Source organism: Sinorhizobium sp. 22678 (assembly GCF_052044265.1).
In the GTDB taxonomy this organism is placed as follows: domain Bacteria; phylum Pseudomonadota; class Alphaproteobacteria; order Rhizobiales; family Rhizobiaceae; genus Sinorhizobium; species Sinorhizobium meliloti_A.
This window is the reverse complement of record NZ_JBQEMS010000001.1, coordinates 247198-272929: the sequence shown is the minus strand read 5'-3', so window position 1 is coordinate 272929 and position 25732 is coordinate 247198. Positions and strand designations below refer to the sequence as shown.

Sequence of the window (25732 nt, the reverse complement as noted above, 5' to 3'; positions counted from 1 at the left end):
TTCCGGAGCAGGGGTGACATGATCTTCCGCAATGGCGCGGCGGGTCTTGGAGAAACAGGGGAAAAGGATGTCAGACTACACCGAAGTCGACAAGAAGCAGGATATGCAGATCCTGCATTCGATGGGCTATGCCCAGGAACTCGAAAGGCGAATGAGCCAGTTCTCGAATTTCGCCGTCTCGTTCTCGATCATCTGCATTCTGTCCGGTGGCATCAACTCGCTGGCGCAGGCGACTTCCGGGGCCGGAGGCGCCGCGATCGGCATCGGCTGGCCGCTCGGATGCTTCATCTCGTTTGTCTTCGCGGTCGCCATGGCGCAGATCAGCTCCGCCTATCCGACCGCCGGCGGCCTCTATCACTGGGGTTCAATCCTCGGCAACCGCTTTACCGGCTGGCTGACCGCATGGTTCAATTTGCTCGGTCTGGTCACCGTTCTCGGCGCCATCAATGTCGGCACCTATTATTTTTTCATGGGCTCGTTCGGAACGCCTTACTTCGGTCTCGAGGACACGACGATGACGCGCATCGTCTTCCTGGCGATCATCACCGGCGCGCAGGCGCTCGTGAACCATATGGGCATCGGACTGACGGCGAAACTCACCGACTTCTCGGGCTATCTGATCTTCGTTACCGCGATCCTCCTCGCGCTGGTCTGCCTTGCCGCTGCCGACACCTACGAGATCAGCCGTCTTTTCACCTTCTCCAATTATTCGGGCGAGACGGGCGGCAATGTGTGGCCGCAAACCTCGGGAACCTGGGTGTTCCTTCTCGGACTGCTGCTGCCGATCTACACGATCACCGGCTATGACGCCTCTGCCCATACCTCGGAGGAAACGGTCAAGGCCGCACATTCCGTGCCGCGCGGCATGATTTCCTCCGTGCTCTGGGCCGCTCTCTTCGGCTACATCATGCTGTGCTCCTTCGTATTGATGATTCCTGATATGGACGAGGCTGCCAAGCAGGGCTGGAACGTGTTCTTCTGGGCGATGGACGCCCAGGTCAACCCGATCATCAAGGATATCCTCTACCTCGCCATATTCGTCAGTCAGTGGCTGTGCGGGCTGGCAACGGTTACCTCGGTTTCCCGCATGATCTTCGCCTTCTCGCGGGACGGCGGCCTGCCGGCCTCCAAAGCGCTGTCGAAGGTGAGCCCGACCTATCGCACGCCGGTGGCCGCCATCTGGACGGGTTCCATTCTTGCGGTGCTCTTCGTCTGGGGATCGTCGTTGGTGTCGATAGGCGACACGCCGGTTTACACGATCGTCGTCTCCTGCACCGTCATCTTCCTGTTCTTCTCTTTCGCGATCCCGATCACCCTGGGTCTGTTCGCCTGGGGAACATCGAAGTGGGACAAGATGGGGCCGTGGAACCTCGGTGAGGGCATGTTCAAGCTCTTCGCTATCCTTTCTATCGTCGCCATGGTGCTGATCTTCGTCCTCGGCATTCAGCCGCCGAACGACTGGGCGCTCTACATCACTGTCGGCTTCCTGATCGTGACCGGCATCATCTGGTTCGCCTTCGAAAACCGCCGTTTCCGCGGTCCGCCGATCGGCGACGAGGTTGCGCGCCGCCAGGCCGAGATCGCCGCTGCCGAAAAGGCGGTCGGCGAAGCCTGAACCAACATCAAGAGAGTGGGGGTCGCGACCGCGATCCCCGCTTCGTTTCGCGGTTCAAGGGAACGGCCGCGCCGAACATGGGATGACACTTTCATGAGCTATTCGTTCGAGGAACTGAAAGAGGATGTTGCCGCCGGCCGCATCGACACGGTGCTCGCCTGCCAGGTGGACATGCAGGGCCGCCTGATGGGCAAGCGGTTTCATGCGGAATATTTCGTGGAAAGCGCATGGAAGGAGACGCATAGCTGCAACTACCTGCTTGCCACAGATATGGAGATGGAGACCGTTCCCGGCTACAAGGCGACGAGCTGGGAGAAAGGATACGGCGATTACACGATGAAGCCGGACCTCTCGACCCTCCGGCGCATTCCGTGGCTCGAAGGCACCGCGCTGGTTCTCTGCGACATGCTGGACCATGACACGCATGCGGAAGTGCCGCACTCGCCGCGCACCATTTTGAAGAAGCAGGTGGCGCGCCTCGAAGCCTTGGGCTTCAAGGCCTATATGGCGAGCGAACTCGAATTCTTCCTCTTCGATCAGTCCTATGACGATGCGAGGCTCTCGGGATATCGCGACCTGCAGCTCGCCAGCGGCTACAACGAGGATTACCACATCTTCCAGACGACCAAGGAAGAGGATGTGATGCGGGCGATCCGCAACGGTCTTCAGGGTGCCGGGATCCCGGTCGAGAACTCCAAGGGCGAGGCGTCCGCCGGCCAGGAGGAGATCAACGTCCGTTACGCGGACGCCGTGACGATGGCCGACCGGCATGCGATCATCAAGAACGGCTGCAAGGAAATCGCCTGGCAGCGCGGCAAGGCGATCACCTTCCTTGCCAAGTGGAACTACTCGGCCGCCGGCTCCTCGTCGCACATTCACCAGTCGCTCTGGAGCAAGGACGGAGAAACGCCGCTGTTCTTCGACAAGAACGGGCAGTATGGCATGTCTGAGCTCATGCGCCACTATGTGGCCGGTCAGCTCGCCCATGCGAGCGAGGTCACCTATTTCCTGGCGCCCTATATCAACTCCTACAAGCGCTTCATGGCCGGTACCTTCGCTCCGACCAAGGCGATCTGGAGCAAGGACAACCGCACCGCCGGCTATCGCCTCTGCGGTGAGGGCAGCAAAGCGATCCGCATCGAATGCCGCGTCGGCGGCTCCGATCTCAATCCATACCTTGCCTTTGCCGCCCTGATCGCGGCCGGCATTTCCGGCATCGAGAACAAGATGGAACTGGAGGCACCCTTCGTGGGCGACGCCTACCAGGGCAAGGAGGTGCGCGAGATCCCGCATACGCTGAGAGAGGCGAGCGAGGCGCTTTCCGGTTCGAAGATGCTGCGTGCCGCCTTCGGCGAAGAGGTTGTCGATCATTATGTGCACGCCGCAGAATGGGAGCAGCAGGAATATGACCGGCGGGTGACCGACTGGGAGGTCGCGCGCGGGTTCGAAAGGGCGTAAAACGCCCCTCCACAATCCCTCCCCACGAGGGGGATGGGCTACGTTGCGGCACCCTCCGATCGAAAGCCGATGCCTCCACAAGGAGCATGGCCAAATTACCGTGCGGAGCGGTGCCGCAGGTCAAGCCCCGCCCTCGCGTGGGAAGGGTTGGGAGGGGAGTTCATTGTGAAATGAGAACAGGAAGACGATCATGACGATGATCCGATGTGTTTCGCCGGTCGACGGCGAGGTTTATGCCGAGCGCCCGGCAATGCCGCTGGAGATGGCGAGGCAGGCCGTGGCACATGCGCGCCTCGCGCAGAAGGCCTGGGCCAGGCGCCCGCTCGATGAACGTGTGAAGCTGGTGCTTGCCGGCGTGGCACGCCTCAACGAGATGGTCGACGAGGTGGTGCCGGAGCTCGCCTGGCAGATGGGCCGGCCGGTGCGCTATGGCGGCGAATTCAAGGGATTCAACGAGCGCTCCAATTACGTCGCCTCGATCGCGGCCGATGCGCTGAAGCCGCTCGTCGTGGAGGAGAGCGACCGCTTCGAGCGGCGCATCGCGCGCGAGCCGCATGGCGTCGTCTTCGTCATCGCTCCGTGGAACTATCCCTATATGACCGCGATCAACACGGTCGCGCCGGCGCTGATGGCCGGCAATACCGTGATCCTCAAGCACGCCAGCCAAACGATCCTCGTCGGCGAGCGCATGGTGCGCGCCTTCATCGAGGCGGGCGTTCCGGCGGACGTTTTCCAGAACCTGTTCCTGGATCACGACACGACGGCGGCGCTGATTGCCGCCAAGAGCTTCGACTTCATCAACTTCACCGGATCGGTCGAAGGTGGCCGGTCGATCGAGCGGGCGGCGGCCGGCACCTTTACCGGCCTCGGCCTCGAACTCGGCGGCAAGGATCCTGGCTATGTGATGGAGGATGCCGACCTCGACGCGGCCGTCGACACGCTGATGGACGGCGCGACCTACAATTCCGGCCAGTGCTGCTGCGGCATCGAGCGCATCTATGTGCATGAGTCGCTCTATGACGCCTTTGTCGAGAAATCGGTCGCCTGGGCGTCCAATTACAAGCTCGGCAATCCGCTCGATCCGGAGACGACGCTCGGTCCGATGGCAAACAAGCGCTTTGCGGCAACGGTGCGCAATCAGATCGCCGATGCGATCTCCAGGGGTGCCAAGGCGCTGATCGACCCGAAGCTCTTCCCGCAGGACGATGGCGGTGCCTATCTGGCGCCGCAAGTCCTTGTCGACGTCGATCACTCCATGGAGTTCATGCGCGAGGAAACCTTCGGGCCGGCCGTGGGCATCATGAAGGTGAAGAGCGACGCCGAGGCGATCGAATTGATGAACGACAGCCGGTACGGTCTCACCGCGTCGCTCTGGACGAAGGATGCGGAGCGCGCGGCCCGGATCGGCAGTGAGCTCGAAACCGGCACGGTTTTCATGAATCGCGCCGACTATCTCGATCCGGCGCTGTGCTGGACCGGCGTCAAGGAGACCGGCCGGGGCGGCTCGCTCTCGGTGCTCGGATTCCACAACCTCACCCGCCCGAAATCCTATCACCTCAAGAAAGTGACCGCATGACCATCACCGCCAACTGGAGCTATCCGACCGCCGTCAAATTCGGCGCCGGCCGGATCAAGGAGCTTGCCGACCACTGCAAGGCGCTCGGCATCAAGAAGCCGCTGCTCATAACGGATCGCGGACTTGCCCCGATGGCGATCACGCAGCAGGCGCTCGATATTCTGGAAACGGGTGGCCTCGGACGCGCGATATTCGCGGACGTCGATCCGAACCCCAACGACAGGAACCTCGAAGCCGGCGTGAAAGCGTTCCGTGACGGCGGCCATGACGGCGTCGTCGCCTTCGGCGGCGGCTCGGGCCTGGACCTCGGCAAGTGCGTTGCATTCATGGCCGGCCAGACGCGGCCGGTCTGGGACTTCGAGGATATCGGCGACTGGTGGACCCGCGCGAGCGTCGAAGGTATCGCGCCGATCGTCGCCGTGCCGACGACCGCCGGTACCGGGTCAGAAGTCGGGCGCGCCAGCGTCATCACCAATTCGGCAAGTCATGTGAAGAAGGTGATCTTCCATCCGAAGTTCCTTCCTGGCGTCACGATCTGCGATCCGGAATTGACGGTCGGCATGCCCAAGGCGATCACCGCCGGCACGGGCATGGACGCCTTTGCCCATTGCCTCGAAGCCTATTCGTCTCCCTTCTATCACCCGATGTCGGCAGGTATCGCCCTCGAGGGCATGCGGCTCGTCAAGGAATACCTGCCGCGCGCCTATAAGGACGGCACCGACCTCGAAGCCCGTGCCAACATGATGAGCGCGGCGGCCATGGGGGCAGTCGCATTCCAGAAGGGCCTCGGCGCGATCCACTCGCTGTCGCATCCCGTCGGCGCGATATACAACACCCATCACGGCATGACCAACGCCGTGGTGATGCCCCCGGTCCTGCGGTTCAACCGCTCCGCGATCGAGGAGAAGATCGGTCGCGCCGCCGCCTATCTCGGCATTGCGGGCGGCTTCGAGGGTTTCTATGACTATGTGCTGCAGCTCCGGGAGGAACTCGGCGTTCCCGACAAGCTGTCGGCGCTTGGTGTCGGCACGGACCGTATCGACGAGATGGCCGAGATGGCGATCGTCGATCCGACGGCCAGCGGCAATCCCGTCGAACTGACGCTCGATGCCGCCAAAAAGCTGTTCGCCGAATGCATTTGACGGGAGCCGTCGTTAATTTTTTCAAGCCCGGAAAACCCATGTTTTCCGGGCTTTTTCGTTGCTCGTTATCGGGAAATGCGCCCCACGGTTAACTTTTGGGGGCCAAAAGTTTCCATTTCGTTAACCATGTTCTGCAAGGTTCTATTAAGGAAACCGCGCGCCGGGCATCGCTCGGCGGACCGGAAACGAGCAAGGACGAGGTGAGAGAAATGGCGGTCATCACATTCGCCAATGCAAAGGGCGGTGCGGGAAAGACGACCGCGGCGCTGATCCTGTCGACGGAACTGGCGAGGCAGGGAAACCGCGTCGTGGTACTGGACGCCGATCCGCAGCGCTGGATCACGAGCTGGTCCGAAGTATCCGGCCGTGTCGCCAATCTCGAGGTGATTTCGCACGTCACTCCGGCTTCGCTTCCCTGTCATATCCGCGAACTCAAGGGTGAGGCCGATTTCATCGTCATCGATCTCGCCGGAGCCAAGGACGCGATCGTCGCGTTGGCGCTGGGGCTGTCCGATCACGTGCTGATACCGGTTCAGGGCTGCGCCATGGATGCGCGGGGGGCCGTACAGATTCTTGAACTTATCCGCCATATCGGAGAGAAGGCGAGGGTACGCATCAACCACTCGGTCGTGTTGACGCGCGTCAATTCGCTGGTGACCACGCGAGCGCTGCAGACGATCAAGGCGCTGCTCGCCTCCCGCGGCGTTTCGGTGCTCGACACGCCGATCGTCGAGCGTGTTGCCTATCGCGAAATCTTCGAGTGCGGCGGCACCCTGCAGATGATGGACCCGAACAGGGTCAGCAATCTCGACAAGGCGCGCGAAAACGCCTACGCGCTTGCCGCCGAGGTGCAGAACCTGCTCCCCGTGACCGCACGCCGCGCCCTGATGTCCCGTCTGCGCTCGGCTTTGCCGCGGGCGGCGTAGCGATCGATCGCGAAGGGCGTTGCCGTTCAGAACCGTTTATCGATGAAATGCTTGGCCTGGGCGCCGGCGTGGTAGAAGACGGATTTCAGGGTCCGCCACGGATCCGGCGTGACCGGCGTCTCGGCAAGCGGGATCGCGGACGTGTCGCCGGTGACGTGACGGGCAAGCGCGCGGCCGAAGACCGTACCTGGGGCTATGCCGCGGCCGTTATATCCGCTGATCGATACGACATTCGGGGCGAGCACATGCATGGCCGGCAGATTGTTCGTGGTCATGCCGATGCGGCCGTCCCACCAATATTCGAAGCGGAAATCCCCGATAAAGGGGAAGAGCTTGCGCAAGGACCGGGCGGCGAAGGCCCGGTGTGTGCCCGCGGCGATCGCATCGAGCCTGCCGATCGATCCGAAAATCAGCCGGTTCTGCTTGTCCATGCGGAAGGAGGTCATCACCAGCCCGGTGTCCCAAGCCCCCTGCCGTTCGGGCAATATGCGCTCGGCCACGTTGTCGGGCAGCGGATTGGTCGCGAACTGGAAATAGGGAAGGATCGTCAGTTCCTGCCGATACTCCTTCCATGGGACATCGGTGACAAGGCCTCCATAGGCGTTGGTCGCTAAAATGACGTGACGGGCCGTGACCGTCCCCCGCCCGGTCTTCAATTTCCAGAGATCGCCTTGGCGGCTGGCTCCAAGGAGGGGGGTATCGGTGAAGATTTCGGCGCCGGCGGCAAGCGCCGCGCGCGCCAATCCCCGCGCATAGGCGAGCGGCTGTATCGTCCCGGCGCGACGGTCGAGCAGTGCGCCGGTGAAGCACTCGGCCCCTGAAAGCGCGTGCGCCTTTTCTGCCGAAAGCACCTCAACCGGAGCACCGCGTTTTTTCCATTGCGCCTCGCGCTCCCGGATTTCCTTGAGCCCTTCCGCGCCGACCGACATATGCAGCGTGCCGTTGCGAACAGCTTCGCATTCGATTCCATGTTTCGCAACGAGATCATAGACGAATGACGGGCCGTCGCCGAGTTCGTCGAGAAGCCGATTGCCCGCGGCTGCTCCGAGCGTTGCAATCAGGTCGTCGGGCTGCACCCACATGCCGGCATTGACCAGGCCGACATTGCGGCCCGAACCCCCGAAGCCGATCATCCGCGATTCGATCATCGCCGTCCTGACGCCTGTCTCGGCCAGATGAAGCGCGGCCGAAAGGCCAGTGAAACCACCTCCGACGATCGCCACCTCGACCGCCAGGTCGCCTGCTAGCGGAGCGGTGCGCGGAGCGGCCGGTGCCGTCGCATGCCAGAGATTGGGGAGAGCACGCTCCGTTGCCATCGCGGACAGTTCCTTAGAGTCAGGGGTGTTTCGCCTGTGATAAAGGCAATGCGGCGGAGTTTTTCATGACAATGTTTCATGATGTCATGAGGCTGCTGCGGCCGGCAGGGCTGTATGGCATTCGAGGCAGCTCAAGCGTGTCGCGATCATGCGCATTCACGCGGCACGCTTGGCCGATTGTCGTGCGTCAGTCGACGAATTCGACCGTGACGCCAGTGCTCACCATCTTGCCGAGTTCGGTCGCATCCCAGTTGGTAAGGCGGACGCAGCCATGGCTCTGGGTCTTGCCGATCTTCGACGGCTCCGGTGTCCCGTGAATGCCGTAGGTCGGCTTCGACAGTGCGATCCAGACGGTGCCAACCGGGCCGTTCGGACCCGGCTGCAATTGCAGGATCCTGTCGTTCGCGCCCTGCTGGAAGTTGATCTTCGGGTTATAGGTATAACCAGGATCGAAGGCGATACGCTCGACATGCACCGTCCCGGAAGGCGACGGCGTGTCGGAGGAGCCGATCGTGGCCGGATAGGCGGCGATCAGTTTCCCCGCCTCGTCGTAGGCGAGCACCTGCTTGCGGGCCTTGTCCGCGAGGATGCGCGCCACCTTGCCCTTCTTGTTCGGGCCGGGATTGACGACCTTGATCGTTGTGCCGGGAATTGAAAAATCGGCACCGGGATTGAGCTCGCGCAGATAGCCCTCGTCCATGTGGAACTTTTCGCCGAGCATCTCCGTCACCGACGTGAACGACAGATGCGGCAGCTGCGCCTTGTGTGCGTAATCTTCCGGGATGGAGGCGACAAAGGGGCCGGCCGCATCCGCGGCGGTGATCGTGTAGGTCGTAATCGGCAAGCCGCCGTTGAAGCGCAGCCGCTCGAGAATGTCTTCGGTATTGTTCGGATCGAGCGTTTCGCCCGTTGCCTGCTGCCAGGCTTCGATGGCCTTGGTGACGTTCGAGCCCATCTTGCCGTCGATCACGCCGGGAGAATAGCCTTCGCGGTCGAGGAAGACCTGCAGGGCAGCGATCTCGGCGCGCGACTTTCCCCTCACCGTCATGGCCGGCGGCATCGGCTGTGCCAGCGGGTCATCGTATTGCGGATCGTAGGCAGCCTCCTCGCGATCGGAGAGCGAGGGAAGGCTGTTGGGCAGATCCTCGCGCTCGACCGGAGCGGGCGCAATATCGCGATATTCGGGGATGGCGCCGGTAAACTCGCCGGGCTCGGTATAGCCGTAACCGCGATCGCGGGGATCGGGATAGCCATCGCGCCCGTATTGGCGGCGCCGCTGTCCGCGACCATAGCCGTCATTCGGCACGACGGTGGCGACGATATTGCCCCACGGATCCACGAGCACCGTGCGTCCGCGCCGGTCGCGCATGGCGTGAACCTCGGCCTCTCCGGGGATATAGTCGAGAATGTCGCCTTCGGGGGTGACGAGCATCACGTCGCCGCCGCCGCCCCAATAGCCACCATAGGCATCCTGTGCGTTGGCGGGCGCAAGCTCCACGGCGATGAGGGCGAATGCTGCGAAGAGCGAAAGGCCGGTGCGGGTCGCGGGCGTCACTAGGGAACCTGTCTTCATGGCGGTTGCTTTGCGGCGGTACATACCGATTTGGACGTTAATGTGAAAAAAGTGAATTCATCATGAACAGCCGGTTAAATTAGTTAGGCCAACATCCTGCCCATTGCAACGCTCGCCGAAATGGCCCGGTTCCGAGGCTTCGACTATCATGGATTCTCTGCCTGATTCCGGGCTCCTTCTGAGGAGGTGAAATGCGGACGACCTTGAACGCGGCCGATGGCGCCCCGATCCACCTCCTGTTCGACCCGTCCTCGGCACTCGATGTCGCGGCCTTCGTCGTCGCCGGCGTCGACCTGTCGCCCGGCGCGGCGATCCCCTCGGACGGCGATCCGCGGATCGACCGCGCGCTTGCGGGTTTCCTGTTCACCTGCGGTCCCGAGCACATTCGTCATCCCGAGGCTCTGGAAGGCGGCGCCGGCGCATATTATCCCCTGCACGGTTCGCTCGCCGGAACGCCTGTCAGCCGGACCGAGATGTGCGGGGCAGGCGATCGCCGTACTGCGGTGACCGAAGTCGATCTCGCCTGCGGCGGCCGAGCGGCCATAGAGCGGCTCTGGCAAGTCGATGCGGCCGCGCACGCCGTGACGCTTGCCGACCGCGTCGTCAACATCGGTTCGTCGGCCTTTGCGCCGATGATGATGTATCACATGAACATCGCGGGCCGGCTGCTCGGCGAGATGACGCGGATCGAAAGCCCGTCGGTCGACGGCGGATCGCTTCCCTGGCGCTTCGGCGAGGGGGACAGCGCGCATTTCTGCCGGCCTGCCGTTGCCTGTGAGGGATGGTCGGAGGTGGCGCTGACCGCAATGCCGGGTCTTCACGGGCGTGCACTCCGTGTGCGGTTCCGGACCGACACGCTGCCGTTCCTGCAGATGTGGCGCTGTCAGCGCGGCGGCGCCAACGTCGTCAGCATCGAACCGGCCTCGCATCGCCTGGCAAAGCGGCCGGAACTTGCCGCAAACGGGGAGCTTGGTCCTCTTCAGCCCGGTCAATCGCGTGAATATCGCCTGGCTTTCACTGTCTCCCGATGACGCCTTCTCGATTGACGCCGCCCGGCGCCGGGCCTAAATCAGGGCAACGCTTTTCTTGAGGGACGCCACATGGACATTCGCCAGATCAACGATGAGTACTCGGTTTCGGGCCAGATCACCGTCGACGACCTAGACGAGATCAAGGCGCTCGGCTTCAAGTCCATCGTCTGTCATCGCCCGGATTTCGAGGCCCCCGATCAGCCGACCTTCGACGCCATCGCGGCACGTGCCCAGGAACTCGGGCTGGAGATCACTTATATCCCGGTTGGCCCGATGGGCGTGACCGCGGACGCGGTCAAGAGCATGGTCGACGCACTGGACGAATTCCAGCGACCGATGCTCGGCTATTGCCGCTCCGGCGCCCGCTCCACCGCAGTCTATCAGCAGACGCTGCACATTCGGGGCTGAGGCGGGCCCGGCTGCAGCCGGGCCACCAAATGCACTCACCCGTTCCGGATTTCGCTCAGCGTCCGCGTCGGCGTGATCGCTTCCGGATCGAGCTTGATCTCGATGATAGCCGGCTTGCCGCTCTCACGCGCCCGCAGGAAGGCGCCTGCAAATTCTTCCGTCCTCGCCACCGTTTCGCCGTGGCCGCCATAGGCGCGGGCGAGCGCTGCGAAATCCGGGTTCGTCAGATCCGTCGCGCTGACGCGGCCGGGATAATCGCGCTCCTGATGCATGCGGATCGTACCGTAGATACCGTTGTTGACGACGAGCACGATGATGGGGAGTTCGTAGCGGACGGCGGTCGCGAACTCCTGGCCGTGCATGAGGAAACAGCCGTCCCCGGCAAAGCAGACCACCTCGCGGTCGGGATGCAGATGCTTGGCCGCGACTGCGGCCGGCAGGCCGTAGCCCATCGAACCGGAAGCGGGAGCAGCCTGCGTCCCGTAACGCCGGAAACGGTGGAAGCGATGGAGCCAGGTGGCGTAGTTGCCTGCACCGTTGGTGAAGATCGTCTCCGGCCCCGTATTCGCCTCCAGCCAGTTCACGATCGGGCCCATCTGCACGTCGCCCGGTCCCTTTTCCGGCGGCGTCGACCATTTGAGGTAGGCCGCATGCATTTCCCCGGTGCGGGCGGACCAATGGGGCTCGGCCGCAGGCGTCAGGCTAGAGAGCGCCGCGACGAAGTCGCGCGGGCTCGCGGCAATTGCGAGGTCCGGACGGTAGACCCGGCCGAGTTCGCCCGGATCCGGATGGACATGCACCAGAGTCTGCCTGGGGTAGGGGACGTCGATCAGCGTGTAGCCGGAGGAAGGCATCTCCGAGAACCGCCCGCCGACGAGGAGGACGAGGTCGGCATCCCGGATCTCGCCTGCCAGCGACGGATTGATGCCGATGCCGACATCGCCCGCATAGTTCGGATGCAGGTGGTCGAAAAGCATCTGGCGGCGGAAGGAGCAGCCGACAGGCAGCTGCCAACGCTCGGCGAAGCTCTGGAATCCGGCTACGGACTCGGCGGACCAGCGGGTACCGCCGAGAATGGCGATCGGCCTTTTCGCGGTGGAGAGAAGCTCTGCAAGCTGGGAGATCTGGCCTGGGCCGGGGTGGCTTTCCACCGGCCGGTAAGCGCGTGCGGCCGGTGCTTCGGCGCTCAGTGTCAGCATGTCTTCCGGCAAGGTCAGGACCACGGGGCCGGGACGGCCGGACGTCGCGACGGCGAAGGCGCGCGTCACGAATTCCGGGATGCGCGCCGGATCGTCGATTTCGCCGACCCATTTTGCGACTTCGGTAAAGGCCCGGCGATACTCGATTTCCTGAAAAGCCTCCCGCTCGCGGGCGTCGCGCTGCACCTGGCCGATGAAGACGATCATCGGAACCGAATCCTGCCGGGCCACGTGGAGGCCGGCGGAGGCATTGGTCGCGCCGGGGCCGCGGGTGACCATGCAGATGCCGGGCTCGCCCGTCAGCCGGCCCCAGGCGTCCGCCATCATTGCGGCCCCGCCCTCCTGCCGGCAGACCACGACCTCGATGTCGGCGTCGTAAAGCGCATCGAGCACCGCCAGATAGCTTTCTCCCGGTACGCAAGAGATGCGCTTCACCCCGTTTGCGGCAAGCGCCTCCACCACCAGTTGTCCGCCCGTTTTCATGTGCACCTCCCAAATACTGTCCTGTTTCGCCGCTGTCAGATCGCCGGCGACACCGGCGCGATACCCGCCGTCTTCTGCACCTGTCGCTCGCGCCAGATGATATAAAGTCCTGAGCCGATGATGATCGCGATACCCAGCCATTTCAGCGCGTCCGGCAGATCGCCGAAGACGAGCCAGCCGAAAATCGTCGCCGAGACGATCTCGAGATATTGCAGCGGCGCGAGCACCGAGGCCGGCGCCGCCCGATAGGCATAGACGCCGAGCACGCCGGAGATCGTCGCGGTGACGCCGACTCCCAACAGAAAGTACCAGGCGCGCCCGTCCGGCCAGACCGGATCGAAGACGCTCGATCCGCTGCCCTCGCCGAACCAGAGCAGCGCGAGACAGAAGAGGCCTCCCCAGATGCCGGCATGGAACTGCATCGACCAGGGATCCTCGTTCTGCGCGACCATGCGCGTCACGAGCAGGAAAACGGCGAGACCGAAGGCGGCGACGATCGGCAGAAGCGCGACCCAACCAACTTCCTGCATGCTCGGCTGGATGACGAGCAGCGAACCGAGGAAGCCGACAGCGCAGGCGGTGTAACGGCGCCAGCCGATCGTCTCCTTGAGGAAAATGCTGCCGAGAATGGTGAGGATGATCGGTTCCACGAAGAAGATGGCGATGGCATCGGCCACCTCCATGACCTTCAGCGTGGTGATGAAGGAAAGCATGGTCACCACCAAAAGGCCGCCGCGCAGCGCATGCAGCGCACTCTTGCGCCAGGTGAGATCAAACAGCGTGCCGCGCAGAAGGACGATCGGCAGGATGAAGACGATCTGCAGCAGGAAGCGGGCCGCCGTGATCTCGGCCGAGGGGACCGTCGCTATGGCGAGCTTCGAGAAGATGTCGATCAGCGGAGACAGCAACACCGAAAGGACCATCAGCGTCAGGCCGTAGGAGATCCGGTTGTGGTCGATTGCCGCCTTGGAAAGGGAGAGCTCGCTCATGGACGGTGCCGCTTTCCCCCGACTGCCTTCAGGCACCAGGCGGCGAACTCCGTCATCGCTTTTTCCCGTCCAATCTCGTTCAGCGTTTCGTGGCGCATGCCCTCGTGAATTACGATCGTGACATCCGTCATGCCCCGCGCTTTCATGCGGTTGCCCAGCCAGCGAACGGCCTCTCCGTTGAGGGTGGAAGGATCGGCGCTGCCGCCGGCGAGGTGAACCGGCAGGCTGGAGGGCAGCCGCGACAGCCGGTCGGAGCGGGCGCCGGCAAAGGCGAAGGCGAATACGTCGAGCCACAGCGATACGGTCGGGTCGAAACCACAGAGCGGATCTTCGAGATATTTGGCAACCTCGCTCTTATCGCGCGAGAGCCAATCGCAATCGGTCTGCCGGTCGGCGATGCTGGTGCTCCAGGCACCGAAGGTGAGTTTCGTCACGAGCGGACTTGGCACGTCCGAACCCTTCAGCATCTTCTCGATCGCCAGCAGCAACTGGCCGCCGCGCCCGGCAAGGCCGGGCCGGAAATTGGAGTTCCACACAGCAAGCGCGTCGTAGAGTTCCGGATCGGTTTCGGCGGCGTTAAGCGCGATCAGGCCGCCCATCGAATGGCCGAACAGCACGACCGGCAGGCCGGGATGGCTGGCCGCCGCCATATCGCGGAGCGCGCGGAGATCCGCGACGACCTTGGCCGCGCCGTCCCGCTGCGCGAACATGGCGGGAGATGCATCGGGGGCACAGCTCGTGCCGTGGCCGCGGTGGTCATGGGCGTAGACGTGGAAACCTTGGCCGGCCATGGCTTCGGCAAAGCGGGCATAACGGCCGGAATGCTCGGCAAGGCCGTGGCTGATGACGAGAATGCCTTGCGGTTCGCCCGCGGCGCCGAGATGGCGCCAGCCGAGCGTCGCGCCGGTCGGGCTTCGATGTGTCCTCACCTGCCCGAACATGCCATGCGCTCTCCCCACTTGCGGATGCCGTGCGGATATCAAATCGATTTGGGTGGGAAAGGCAACCGCAGCTTGTTGCTCGTTGCGCATGAGATCACAACGAATCCGCAGATGCGATTCAGGGTTGCAATTTTCCCGTATATGGCGTTATTTGTTCCTGTTTTGTTTCCTTTAGAGGGTTTGGGGCAATGAAGACAAGGGCGATGATGCATCTGATCAGGTTGGCGGCGCTGGCGCTGGGTTTGGCGAATGCGCCCCTCGCTGCGGCTCAGGAGAGTGAGGCGAGCGAGGGCGAAACCGGCGCGGGAAGGACGGAATATGTCCTCGCCGTGAGTTGGCAGCCGGGATTCTGCGAGACCCGGCCCGATCGCAAGGAATGCGTCGATCAGACCGCGGAGCGCTTCGACGCCACGAATTTCTCGCTTCATGGACTATGGCCGCTCAAGAAGAGCTATTGCGGCGTGGAGGCGGATCTGAAAGCGCGCGACCGCAAGGGCGATTGGCTGGAACTGCCGGAAGTCGCCATGGGGGATGAGACGGCCAAGCGCCTGCTCGTCGCCATGCCAGGCGTCAAGTCCGGTCTGGACCGGCACCAATGGCTGCGCAACGGTACCTGCCAGACGGCAAACGCCGAGGACTACTTCGCGCTGCAGCTTCGGCTTCTGGACGAGCTCAACCGGTCGGCAGTGCGTGCGCTCTTCGCCGGCGGGATCGGCAGGGAACTCGACGAAAAACAGATCAAGCAGGCCTTCGACCAGGCTTTCGGGGCGGGGGCCGGAGACCGGGTGCGCATGCGTTGCCAGTCGGTGAACGGCCGCGACGTGATTACCGGGCTGACGATCGGGCTCTCGGGCGACCTCTCGGGCAAAGCCGAGCTGGCGGATTTGATCCAGGCGGCGGGGCCGACGGAATTCAAATGCGCGAAGGGGGTCGCAGACGCTGCCGGGCGGGGCTGATCCGGACCGCAATTCGCATTGAGGAGGCGGCGGGGGAGCGTGGGGGCAAGGGCCTTTGGCGTTGCCCCGCCACCATAATTCGCCTACATAGCGGGCAAAATTCCCTTCCGATGCGGAGCATTTCCTTTATGGCACGTCAATTCATCTATCACATGGCCGGGCTGAACAAGGCCTACGGTAACAAGAAGGTCCTCGAGAACATCCATCTCTCCTTCTATCCGGAGGCGAAGATCGGCATTCTCGGCCCGAACGGGGCCGGTAAGTCGACCGTGCTCCGGATCATGGCCGGCCTTGATACCGAATATACCGGTGAGGCCTGGGTCGCCGAAGGTGCGAGGGTCGGCTATCTCGCACAGGAGCCGCAACTCGATCCTCAGAAGAACGTGCTCGAGAACGTGATGGAAGGGGTGGCTGCCAAGAAGGCGATCCTCGACCGCTACAACGAGCTGATGATGAACTATTCCGACGAAACCGCGGAAGAGGGCGCCAAGCTCCAGGACGTCATCGACAGCCAGAACCTCTGGGACCTCGACAGTCAGGTGGAAATGGCGATGGAAGCGTTGCGTTGCCCTCCGGGCGATGCGGAGGTCACCAATCTCTCCGGCGGCGAGAAGCGCCGCGTGGCGCTTTGCAAGCTTCTGCTGTCGCAGCCCGAACTGCTTCTGCTCGACGAACCGACCAACCACCTCGACGCGGAAACGATCGCCTGGCTCGAAAAACACCTGCGCGAATATCCGGGCGCCGTGCTGATGGTCACGCACGATCGCTACTTCCTCGACAACGTCACAGGCTGGATTCTCGAACTCGACCGCGGACGGGGCATTCCCTATGAGGGCAACTACTCCGCCTATCTGCAGGCGAAGGCCAAGCGCATGGCGCAGGAAGGACGCGAGGAGGCTGCCCGCCAGAAGGCCATCAGCCGCGAGCAGGAGTGGATCTCTTCGAGCCCCAAGGCCCGCCAGGCGAAGTCCAAGGCTCGTATTCGCGCCTATGACGAACTGGTCGAGGCGGCTGCGGACCGGCGTCCCGGCGATGCGCAGATCGTCATTCCCGTTGGCGAACGACTGGGACAGGTGGTCATCGAGGCGGAGAATATTTCCAAGGGTTATGGCGACCAGCTGCTGATCGAAGGCCTGAGCTTCAAGCTGCCGCCGGGCGGTATCGTCGGCGTCATCGGCCCGAACGGCGCCGGCAAGACGACGCTCTTCCGCATGATCACCGGCCAGGAGCAGCCCGACGACGGTTCCATCCGGATCGGGGACAGCGTGCAACTCGCCTATGTCGACCAGAGCCGCGATGCGCTCGACGCCAACAAGACGGTCTGGGAAGAAATCTCGGGCGGCAACGACATCATCAAGCTCGGCAAGCACGAGGTCAATTCGCGGGCCTATTGCTCGACCTTCAACTTCAAGGGCGGCGATCAGCAACAGAAGGTCGGCACGCTTTCGGGCGGCCAGCGCAACCGCGTTCACCTTGCCAAGATGCTGAAGTCCGGCGGCAACGTCGTCCTGCTCGACGAACCGACCAACGACCTCGACACCGAGACCCTGGCCGCACTGGAAGATGCGCTCGAAAACTTCGCGGGTTGCGCTGTTATCATCAGCCACGACCGCATGTTCCTCGACCGCCTTGCCACCCATATCCTCGCCTTCGAGGGCGACAGCCACGTCGAATGGTTCGAAGGCAATTTCGAGGATTATGAAAAGGACAAGATCCGCCGCCTCGGCCCGGACTCGGTCAATCCGAAGCGCGTAACCTACAAGCGCCTGACGCGTTGACCGTCATAGGTTTGCGGCGGCGCATCGCTGACCGCGTTCTTTGAGCCTGCACATCCAGCGAAGGCGGCTTCTCCGGGTCGCCATCGCCGGGCTTCGCCGCGCATCCTCGGGGCTTGACCCGAGGATCCGTTCACAAGCGACCGATACTCAAACAGGCGGCGTTACGCGCAGTCCGTTGCATGCACCGCGTCATCCACGGAGTTCGGCTGCTATGCCCGGCGTGTGGATCCTCCGGTCCAGAGGTCGACGGGCAGAGCCTGCTCCCGAAGCGTTCTGAAATCTCCACAGATCGTAGCGCGCCATTTGTCGGCCGGGCGACCGCAAGGTCCGGCCGTTCTATCCTCCAGGCGCCATTCCATTGCCTCTATGCGCAAATCTCTTGCGCGGCCGCCACAAATCACATAAACATATCTTTATGTGTTGATGGGGAAGGCTATGGCTGATCGGGAAACGCTTGGTTTGGATGCGCTGGTCGACGTGCTGAAGGCGGCGGGCGAGCCGACGCGCCTGCGCCTGCTGGCCCTTCTCTCGGCCGGCGACCTGACGGTCACCGATCTTACCGAAATTCTCGGGCAGTCGCAGCCGCGCATTTCCCGTCATCTGAAATTGCTGGCCGAGGTCGCGCTCATCGATCGCTATCAGGAAGGCGCCTGGGCCTATTTCCGCCTGCGGCAGGAGGGCCGTCGCGTCGCGCTGATCCGCGAGCTTCTCGCATCGGCTGCAGCCGACGATGCAATTCTGGCCAGGGATGCAATCCGCCTTGCCACGTTGAAGAGAACCCGCGCGGAGAAGGCGCAGGCCTATTTCAGCCGCAACGCCGCCGAATGGGACAAGCTCAGACGTCTGCACATCGCCGAAGGCGACGTCGAGGCGGCGCTCAAGGCGATGGTCGGCGACGAGCCGGTCGACAGCCTGCTCGACCTCGGCACAGGAACCGGACGTATCCTGCAGCTCTTCGAGGGCATTTACCGTCGCGGCATCGGCGTCGACGCCAGCCGCGACATGCTGGCGGTCGCGCGGTCCAACCTGGACAGGGCCGGCATCACCAAGGCGTCGATCCGCCACGGCGACATCTTCAACCTGCCGCTTGATGGTCAATCCTTCGATCTCGTCACGATCCATCAGGTGCTGCATTATCTCGAGGAGCCCGAGGCGGCGATTGCCGAGGCCGCGCGCATGCTCGTCCCGGGCGGCCGGCTCGTGATCATCGATTTCGCGCCGCATGGGCTTGAACATTTGCGTGACGACCATGCCCATGCGCGCCTGGGCTTTTCGCACCAGACAATGAGCGAATGGCTGCAGAAGGCGGATCTTTCGCTCGAGAAGACGACCGATCTTGCGCCGGAAGGCGGGCAGGAGGGGAAGCTGACTGTCACCATCTGGCTGGCGCGCGATCAGCGCGCGGTCGAAACCGTTGCCGACTTGCCGCGCCAGCGTCTTCATGCAGGGGGAGTTTGAGAATGAACGGACGGACGCCTTATCCCGTGGACTGCGACGGTCTTAGATTTTCCTTCGAGTACTTCCCCCCGAAGAACGACGAGATGGAGGCGCAACTCTTTCAGACCGTCACGGCTCTCTCCGTCTTCGCGCCCGCCTTCGTCACCGTGACCTACGGTGCCGGCGGGTCGACCAAGGCGCGCTCCCTGACGACGGTCAAGCGGATGATCGGGGAGATGGAGATCGGGAATACGGCCGCGCATCTCACTTGCGTCGGCGCGCCGAAGGCGGAGGTGGATGCGGTCATCGACGAGTTCGTCGCCTGCGGCGTGCGCCATTTCGTGGCGTTGAGGGGTGATCCGCAAGGCGGTATCGGCAGCGTCTACGAGCCTTTTCCGGGCGGCTACGAAAATGGCGCCGCCCTCGTCGAGGCCCTGCGGGCGCGCGGCGATTTCGAGATCTCCGTCTCCGCCTATCCGGAAAAGCATCCGGAGAGCCCCGACGTCGCTGCCGACATAGACATGCTGAAGCGCAAGGTCGACAATGGCGCAACGCGCGCGCTTACGCAGTTCTTCTTCGACAATGACGACTTCGAGCGCTATCTGGAACGCGTAAGGCGCGCGGGCATCGCGATCCCGATCGTACCCGGGATACTGCCGATCAATAATCTCACCCAGGTGCAGAAATTTGCCGGTCTTTGCGGCGCCAAAGTTCCGGAGTCGATCGTTTCGCGGCTGGGTCCTCTTGACGATCAGCCGGAAGGGCGTTTCCGGGAGGCGGCCCATATCGCGGCCGAACAGATCACCGATCTCGTCCGGCGCGGCGTCAGCGATTTCCACCTCTACACGATGAACCGCCCGCAGCTCATCACTGCCGTTTGCGAACTGATGGGCTATGATCTGGAACTCGCGCCGGCTCAGCCGGCAGACACGGAACGCCCGGTCCGGGCCGTCGCGAGGGCATGACGGCCGACCTCGGATAAACAGCACCATAGCGAAAGCCCATGAATGCCGCAGCATTCATGGGCTTTCTGATTGTTGCAGCCTGTCGAACTATTGCGCCTGAGCGGCGGTGAGACCTTGCTGCAAAATGGATTTTCCGGAAATTAAAGTCCCCGTTTCGGCTGGACTGTCAGTGGCCCTGAATCACACGAAAAGCATTACGGCCACGAATGCGAACGCTGCACTGATCATAAGGACGTTCAACGAGTGTGTAAGTCCCATAAGCTGATCCTCCCTGCGTTGACGGGTAAAACATAGGGCGAAAAAACGGCATGTGAAAGCGAAACTTGTGCTGCACTGCGAAATTCCCTATCTCCGATTTTTTCATGAATACATGTAATATGTTGAAAATAATCAACTATTCTGAATGCCACATTTTATTCACAATTCCTGCCAGGAGGTTAATGTAAACATCTGTAACGCTGCGTGAGTGTGTGAAAAAGACGGTGAATCAGTCTACCGGCGCCCGCCGGGCGGATCGTGGCGCGCGGAACGGTCACCGTCCGGCGGAATATCCGAGCTTCAGGACGCGCCCATCCAGGATCGCCAGGCCGACGGCGATGAGCAGCATGCCCCCGATATCCGTCGCCTGCAGTATTTCTCCCAGGAAGAGATAGCCAAGCAGGATGGCGCTTGGCGGGACGAGCAGCGTTACCAGCGAGGTGTTGGTGGCGCCCGCTTCGGCCATGATGCGGAAGAACAGGATATAGGCATAGGCGGTCGAGACGAGCGCCAGTCCGAGGATCGCGAGCACGGTCGTGAGCGGCGGCATGGGCAGGGTCCATGGCATGTCGACGAGGACCGCGACCGGCAGCATGATGAGTGTCGATGCCGTCAATTGCCCGGCGGCCGTCACCGGCGCGGCCAGATTGCGGAAGCGTTTGCCGTAAGAAGCGGAAAAGCCGTAGCTGACTGCCGCCAGGACCGGCAGGACCAGCGCCCAGAGCGGCACGTCGCCGGCAGCGCCGAAGAGGCCGGCAAGCGCACTCGGCCCTATGAGCACGACGGTACCGGCAAGCCCAAGCAGGCAACCGCTGAACTTCGCGGTGCTCAGCTTTTCATCCTCGGTCGCGACATTCGCGATGAGCACCGTCCAGACCGGCGTCGTGGCGTTGAGGATTGCAGCGAGACCGGCGCCGATATGCGTCTGGCCGAGAAAGATGAACGCATGCGGAATGGCGTTGTTGATGAGCCCCATGAGCAGGAACTCGCGCCAGCGCTCGGCGAGCGCCGGATATATGCCGTGTCGCCCGCGAAGATAGAGATGCAGGGCGAGGGCAGCGAGGCCGAGACGCAAAAGCACGAGCGTGAAAGGCGGCACATGGGCAACGGCCACCCGGGCGAAGAAGAAGGAACCGCCCCAGATGAGACCGAGCAGCCCGAGCAGTGCCCAGAGGCGCATGGTCATGTGGGTGTTGATGGAATTTGCGGGTGAAGCCATATCTTGCCTGCGCAGCAGCTGCCGCATCGGCCCGAAATCGGACGATTTCGGAAAGCACGATGCGTCGACCGAATAAGTTGGAGCGCACTTCGTGCGCCCATCCGGAACGACCGCGCTCTAAGCCGGAATAGGAGCCCGACAATTCAGAATTGCGCAAGCAGTATTGCGGCGAAGCGGGTGTCGCCACCCGCTTCTTGCGTCCTGCCAAAGGTTAAAGCGCCTCCAGCAGGCCCGGTGTTGCCCAGCCGTCGGCGGGAAGGCCGAGCTTCAACTGCTCCTTCTGCAGTGCGGCCCGCGTGCCCGAGCCGAGAATGCCGTCGATCTTGCCGACGTCATGACCAAGCGCCTGCAATCTGGTCTGCAGGGCTTTCATCTCGGCGTCGCCGAGCCCCGGTTCCGGATTGCCCTGCTGATAGGGAGGCGCACCGGCAAGCCGGGTCGCGAAATAGGCGGCGGAGGTCGTGTAGATGAAGGACTGATTCCACTCGAGATAGATCTTGAAGTTCGGGTAGGTCAGGAAAGCGGCGCCTTTGCGGCCCTGAGGGAGAACCAGCGAGGCTTCGAGCCCACTGTTGGAGGTGTTGCCGTCACGCGGCGTGACACCGAGTGCGAACCAGTCGCCGGCGGTCATGCCGGACTGCAGGCCCGTCTTCTCCCAAGGCAGTCGCTCCGGGACGCGGACCTCCTGAATCCACGGCTCGCCGCGCTTGAAGCCCAGGCTCTGGATGAATTTCGCCGCCGTCAGAATGGCATCCGAAGAACTCTTCTTGAGATTGACATGGCCGTCGCCGTCGCCGTCGACGCCATAGGCGATGATGTCCTCAGGCAGCATCTGTACCTGGCCGATCTCGCCCGCCCATGCGCCCGTGGTCGTCGCGGGATCGAGATCGCCGTGCTGCACCATCTCGATTGCAGCGAGAAGCTGCGGCCGGAACATTTCCGGGCGGCGGCAGTCATGCGCCAGCGTCACCAGCGCGTTGCGCGTATTGAAATCGCCCTGCACGGCGCCGAAGTCGGTTTCCATCGCCCAGAATGCGGTGATCACGGGCGCCGGTATGCCGAATTCCTGCTCGGCCCGGTCAAAGACGTCGGCATATTCCCGCATCTTCTGCGCACCGATGTCGAGGCGCGACTTGCTGACGGTTCGCTTCGAAAATTCGGTGAAGGTCTGCTTGAACACGCCCTGGGTGCGGTCGCGGCTGAGCACCTTCTGGTCGATCGCGGCGCCTGCGAGGGCCCGATCGGCGACGTCTGCGGGAATGCCCTTGGCGACCGCTTCTGCCTTGACGCCCTCCAGAAAGGAGCCGAGGTCGCCGCCGCACGCGGCGGCTGGGTTTCCCGACTGAGCCGGAGCTTGCGCCAGGGCCGGCGTGCCGGCGATGGCAAGGAATCCGAGGGAGAGAAGGGCTTTGCGCGCTGTGCCTGTCATTACAATTCCTTTCCGTGGCCGGCCGCACGGAATGCCGCCGGGCCCGAAGTCTGTCGAGAATGAAATCTATCGATGCTCTCTCAGAGCATTATGACCGAATGAAGAAAAATGCGGACCATGCCGCCCCGTCCTCCGGTCTATCTTGCCTGCGAGACGGTCGCGACCCACTTCTGCCAGTTCCTGGCGGAACCGGCGAAGGCGTTGATGTCCGTGCTGCCCTGAATGCCGGGGATCACGCCGGTGCTGGTATATTGCCAAAAGGCCCAGCGGCGTTCGACGTAGATGTCCTTTGGGTGCTTGGCTACCGAGCGCACCCAGAAATGATAGTCGTTGAAGGCGCCGACCAGATTGTCGCGGTGAAAGTCGACGGACGTGTAGATGATCGGGCGTTTGCCGTAATGGGCCTCGAGCCGGTCCATGAACCGCTTCATTTCGGACCGTACGGTGTCCGGCGCCGGCCGGTAGCGGCAGGTCTTCGATTCGCCGTTCCATTCGACATCCAGGACGGGTGGCAGGTGGACTGCGCTCTTCGGCACGTTGGCAATGAACCAGTCGGCCTGGGCGTCGGCGGTGGAGCAGAAATAATAGAAATGATAGGGCGCGTAGGCGAGGCCGACGGCGCGCGCCTGCTGCCAATATTCGTGGAAGCGCGAGTCCACCCGGTCCTTGCCTTCGGTTGCCTTGATGAACGCGAAGGACACGCCGGAATTCTTGACCTTTCGCCAATCGATGTCGCCGTTCCACTTGGAGACGTCGATTCCGTGAACGCTGTGATGGTGCGGCGTGCGGCCGCCGAAATCCTGCGGATCCGTATCGTGGAAGCGCGGCTGAATGGAGGCCGTCTTGACGAGGTCGTAATCGGTGGAGGTACAGGAAGAGAGAATGGAGGCGATGGGCAGCAATGCCAGGAGAAGCCGGCGCATGGGGGTTCCGTTTCGAGACGAACGACGATCCTGCCTCACGCGATGGTTTCCATGATTGGTGATGTCCCCCAGGGAGGCGTGACCTCCTTTTCACCATATCATCGTAAAAATTGCGTTAGCTCAAGTGGGAATTGCAGCCGAATGCTTTCCGCCATCGTCCGCTACGGTGCCGCGCGGCGATAGACGGCGAGCCAGGCATAATCTCGTCCGAGCGATCTGACCTCGAGCGCCGCTCCGTCTCTCTCGGCCCTTTTGCGCATCGCGTCGAAAAGCGATTCGCGCGGCGTGACGTGGAAACGTCCGAGCCAGGCCTGGAGGAGGCGGCGGAAGCCGGCCGGCCAACCTTCCTGCTGGCCGAAATCGACGATATGCAGCGAGCCGCCCGGCTTGAGCGCGGCAATCGCGGCATCGACCGCCTTTTCCCATTCGGGAACCATGGAAAGGGCGTAGGAGATGACGATCCGGTCGAAACCTTCCAGATCGAAGGAGGCGGCGGTGAAGTTCGTCGCGTCGGCGACCCGCAACACTGCGTCCGGCCGATTTTGGCGCCGGAGCTTGGCTTTGGCGGTCGCCAGCATTTCGGCCGAGATATCGAGGCCGAAGAGGCGCGCACCGGGGTAGAGTTCCCCGAGCACGGCGAGATTGCGGCCCGTGCCGCAACCGACTTCCAGCACGGATGCACCCGGCGGCGGGTTCAATTCACGGATCAGCGTGTCACGGCCGAAGAGATAGTATTTGCGCGTGAAATCATAGATGTACCGCTGATAGCGATACATGCGGTCCATGAGGTGAGCCTGGCTTTCATTCGCAGTCTGCACGGCGCTCATGCTTTCTTCCGGTAGATGTGGAAGCCGCCATAGATCGCCGACCGGTCCTCGGCGCCGAGCCTCATCGAGCTCTCGGCATCGTAGTGCCACTGATCGAGGAGCGTGGTGGAGAGGCGCCCCGGCAGGATGCTCGCTTCCGCCGCCGTGCGGAAGATCACCACCGCGCCGACGTCGGCGGTGCGGGTGATCTCCGTCCAGAGATCGTTCAGCTGCTGGTCGGTCATCCAGTCCTGTGCGTCGAGGAGCACGTAGCGGTCGACGGAGGCGGCGGGCTTGCCGGCGAGAAGCTCGGTGAAGCTCGCATGGTGGATCTCGACCCGCTCCGCATTGTGGCGAATCGCTTCGTATCGCGATGCCTGAAGATAAGGCGGCAACTCGCCCTCGTCCGGCCGCGGGTAGCGCCGCGCAAAGGCCTGCCAGGCGAAGTAGTTATCGCGCAAGGGGAAATGACAGGTCAGCTTTTCCAGGCGATTGCGCAGCACCGCGGCGACGGATTTCTCCCTGCTCAGGCTCGCGAGTTCGTCGAACTGCTGCGGCGGGATGCCAAGGCCGAAAAGGGAGCTCTTGCGGCTGGTGATCCACCGGATGACCGGACGCTCGAAGAGCGGAGCGAGCTTGTCGTCGAAGAACTGCCGCTGCTCGCGCATGGAGCGCGCCTTTGCGAAGTCTTCAGGATTGACGCCATGCAGCCGTGCGAGAACATGGCTCGCGGTAATGAAGCGGCCGAGCAGGCCGGTACGGTAAATGTTGCGCCCGAAGACGCCGATGCGCCGGCGGCCGGTGAGATCCCGGCCGTTCCAATAGGCGCGGGTTGCCGGATCGAGCTTCGGAGCGAGGAACACGTCGTAAGCCCGACCATTCGTGCGCGTACCTTCGACGGCGAGGAACCGCACCACGTCCTTGTGGCTCGGCAGGTGGCGAAAGGCCGAAAGCTTCAGCCGGTTGAGCGCGATGTGATGGGGATTGAGATCGACCACGTCTATCCGGGCAGGCGCGGCCGAGAGGTAGGTCAGCATGTTGCAGCCGCCGGAACCGATCGTCACGATCCGATGTCCGGGGCGGATCTGCATCGCTTCCATGTCGACAATCGGATCCTCCCAGATCTGCGGGTAGACGAGTCCGGAAAAGAGCAGACCGAACAGGCGTTCGGAGAGACCGGCGGGGGAGAGAGGTTTATGCTGCAGGAGTGCGCTTTTCAGTTTCGGATTCTTCTTGCCGAAGCCGGCATCCGGGGCGAAGTCGGTCATCTTGCCTATCGTCCAGTTGAAACTGAGCCGCTTCTA

Annotated in this window: 21 protein-coding genes; 11 read left to right on the top strand and 10 right to left on the bottom strand. The window is 62.9% G+C overall.

The genetic code is table 11. The features are described 5' to 3' along the window. Window positions 1–67 precede the first annotated feature (67 nt). From ACTJKL_RS01475 to ACTJKL_RS01455, 5 genes are all read left to right on the top strand, one after another. A complete protein-coding gene (locus tag ACTJKL_RS01475) occupies window positions 68–1615 on the top strand; it encodes an amino acid permease (protein WP_275597632.1) in 1548 nt (515 codons plus the stop codon). A gap of 93 nt (window positions 1616–1708) precedes the next feature. Then, window positions 1709–3073, top strand: a complete 1365-nt coding sequence (locus tag ACTJKL_RS01470) for a glutamine synthetase family protein (protein WP_440851995.1) — start codon at window positions 1709–1711, stop codon at window positions 3071–3073. Window positions 3074–3263: 190 nt separating this feature from the next. Further along, window positions 3264–4649 (top strand): aldehyde dehydrogenase family protein, encoded by a 1386-nt coding sequence (locus tag ACTJKL_RS01465; RefSeq protein ID WP_127711242.1) that lies wholly within the window; start codon window positions 3264–3266, stop codon window positions 4647–4649. After that, the gene (locus ACTJKL_RS01460; RefSeq protein WP_440851994.1) at window positions 4646–5791 is read left to right on the top strand and encodes an iron-containing alcohol dehydrogenase; all 1146 of its coding nucleotides are present in this window, start codon (window positions 4646–4648) and stop codon (window positions 5789–5791) included. Before ACTJKL_RS01465 ends, ACTJKL_RS01460 begins: the two co-directional genes overlap by 4 nt. Before the next feature lie 209 nt (window positions 5792–6000). Then, window positions 6001–6717 carry an AAA family ATPase gene (locus ACTJKL_RS01455; protein ID WP_003529183.1) on the top strand — a complete coding sequence of 239 codons (717 nt, stop codon included), beginning with the start codon at window positions 6001–6003 and terminating at the stop codon, window positions 6715–6717. A 26-nt stretch (window positions 6718–6743) separates the two neighbouring features. On the opposite strand, the gene ACTJKL_RS01450 is transcribed toward ACTJKL_RS01455, so the two are convergent. Next, entirely contained in the window at window positions 6744–8033 is a 1290-nt protein-coding gene (locus ACTJKL_RS01450; RefSeq protein WP_440851993.1) for an NAD(P)/FAD-dependent oxidoreductase, read from the bottom strand. Between the two features lie 187 nt (window positions 8034–8220). Next, on the bottom strand, window positions 8221–9630 hold the full coding sequence (locus tag ACTJKL_RS01445; RefSeq protein WP_440851992.1) for a L,D-transpeptidase family protein: 1410 nt from the start codon (window positions 9628–9630) through the stop codon (window positions 8221–8223). A gap of 167 nt (window positions 9631–9797) precedes the next feature. On the opposite strand from ACTJKL_RS01445, the gene ACTJKL_RS01440 reads away from it, so the two are divergent. Both ACTJKL_RS01440 and ACTJKL_RS01435 read left to right on the top strand, forming a co-directional pair. After that, window positions 9798–10637, top strand: coding sequence for a DUF4432 family protein (locus ACTJKL_RS01440; RefSeq protein WP_440851991.1), 840 nt, complete (start codon window positions 9798–9800; stop codon window positions 10635–10637). A gap of 69 nt (window positions 10638–10706) precedes the next feature. Continuing rightward, window positions 10707–11045 (top strand): protein tyrosine phosphatase family protein, encoded by a 339-nt coding sequence (locus ACTJKL_RS01435; protein ID WP_440851990.1) that lies wholly within the window; start codon window positions 10707–10709, stop codon window positions 11043–11045. Between the two features lie 35 nt (window positions 11046–11080). Here ACTJKL_RS01435 and ACTJKL_RS01430 read toward each other — a convergent pair whose 3' ends face one another. From ACTJKL_RS01430 to ACTJKL_RS01420, 3 genes are read right to left on the bottom strand one after another with little or no spacing between them, the layout of a single operon-like run. Beyond that, the gene (locus ACTJKL_RS01430; RefSeq protein WP_440851989.1) at window positions 11081–12727 is read right to left on the bottom strand and encodes a thiamine pyrophosphate-binding protein; all 1647 of its coding nucleotides are present in this window, start codon (window positions 12725–12727) and stop codon (window positions 11081–11083) included. A 35-nt stretch (window positions 12728–12762) separates the two neighbouring features. Continuing rightward, window positions 12763–13716, bottom strand: coding sequence for a DMT family transporter (locus ACTJKL_RS01425; protein WP_018095483.1), 954 nt, complete (start codon window positions 13714–13716; stop codon window positions 12763–12765). Continuing rightward, the gene (locus tag ACTJKL_RS01420) at window positions 13713–14657 is read right to left on the bottom strand and encodes an alpha/beta fold hydrolase (protein WP_440851988.1); all 945 of its coding nucleotides are present in this window, start codon (window positions 14655–14657) and stop codon (window positions 13713–13715) included. Before ACTJKL_RS01420 ends, ACTJKL_RS01425 begins: the two co-directional genes overlap by 4 nt. Window positions 14658–14845: 188 nt before the next feature. Here ACTJKL_RS01420 and ACTJKL_RS01415 point away from each other — a divergent pair, with 188 nt between their 5' ends. From ACTJKL_RS01415 to metF, 4 genes are all read left to right on the top strand, one after another. Then, window positions 14846–15613, top strand: a complete 768-nt coding sequence (locus tag ACTJKL_RS01415) for a ribonuclease T2 (protein WP_018095481.1) — start codon at window positions 14846–14848, stop codon at window positions 15611–15613. A gap of 128 nt (window positions 15614–15741) precedes the next feature. Continuing rightward, window positions 15742–17391 carry an energy-dependent translational throttle protein EttA gene (ettA, locus tag ACTJKL_RS01410; protein WP_440851987.1) on the top strand — a complete coding sequence of 550 codons (1650 nt, stop codon included), beginning with the start codon at window positions 15742–15744 and terminating at the stop codon, window positions 17389–17391. Window positions 17392–17826: 435 nt separating this feature from the next. After that, entirely contained in the window at window positions 17827–18849 is a 1023-nt protein-coding gene (locus tag ACTJKL_RS01405) for an ArsR/SmtB family transcription factor (protein WP_018095479.1), read from the top strand. Window positions 18850–18851: 2 nt separating this feature from the next. Then, a complete protein-coding gene (metF, locus tag ACTJKL_RS01400; RefSeq protein WP_440851986.1) occupies window positions 18852–19793 on the top strand; it encodes a methylenetetrahydrofolate reductase [NAD(P)H] in 942 nt (313 codons plus the stop codon). Between the two features lie 532 nt (window positions 19794–20325). Here metF and ACTJKL_RS01395 read toward each other — a convergent pair. The 5 genes from ACTJKL_RS01395 to ACTJKL_RS01375 all read right to left on the bottom strand — a co-directional run bounded on the left by ACTJKL_RS01395 (window position 20326) and on the right by ACTJKL_RS01375 (window position 25696). Beyond that, entirely contained in the window at window positions 20326–21270 is a 945-nt protein-coding gene (locus ACTJKL_RS01395) for a DMT family transporter (RefSeq protein WP_440851985.1), read from the bottom strand. A gap of 211 nt (window positions 21271–21481) precedes the next feature. Then, window positions 21482–22699 (bottom strand): lytic murein transglycosylase, encoded by a 1218-nt coding sequence (locus ACTJKL_RS01390; RefSeq protein ID WP_440851984.1) that lies wholly within the window; start codon window positions 22697–22699, stop codon window positions 21482–21484. Between the two features lie 137 nt (window positions 22700–22836). Continuing rightward, complete coding sequence (locus ACTJKL_RS01385) at window positions 22837–23622, bottom strand: glycoside hydrolase family 25 protein (RefSeq protein WP_100671713.1); 786 nt, start codon at window positions 23620–23622, stop codon at window positions 22837–22839. A gap of 161 nt (window positions 23623–23783) precedes the next feature. Further along, window positions 23784–24449, bottom strand: a complete 666-nt coding sequence (locus tag ACTJKL_RS01380) for a class I SAM-dependent methyltransferase (RefSeq protein ID WP_440851983.1) — start codon at window positions 24447–24449, stop codon at window positions 23784–23786. Then, window positions 24446–25696, bottom strand: coding sequence for a BtaA family protein (locus tag ACTJKL_RS01375; RefSeq protein WP_440851982.1), 1251 nt, complete (start codon window positions 25694–25696; stop codon window positions 24446–24448). The genes ACTJKL_RS01380 and ACTJKL_RS01375 overlap by 4 nt, the downstream gene beginning before the upstream one ends. Window positions 25697–25732 lie beyond the last annotated feature (36 nt).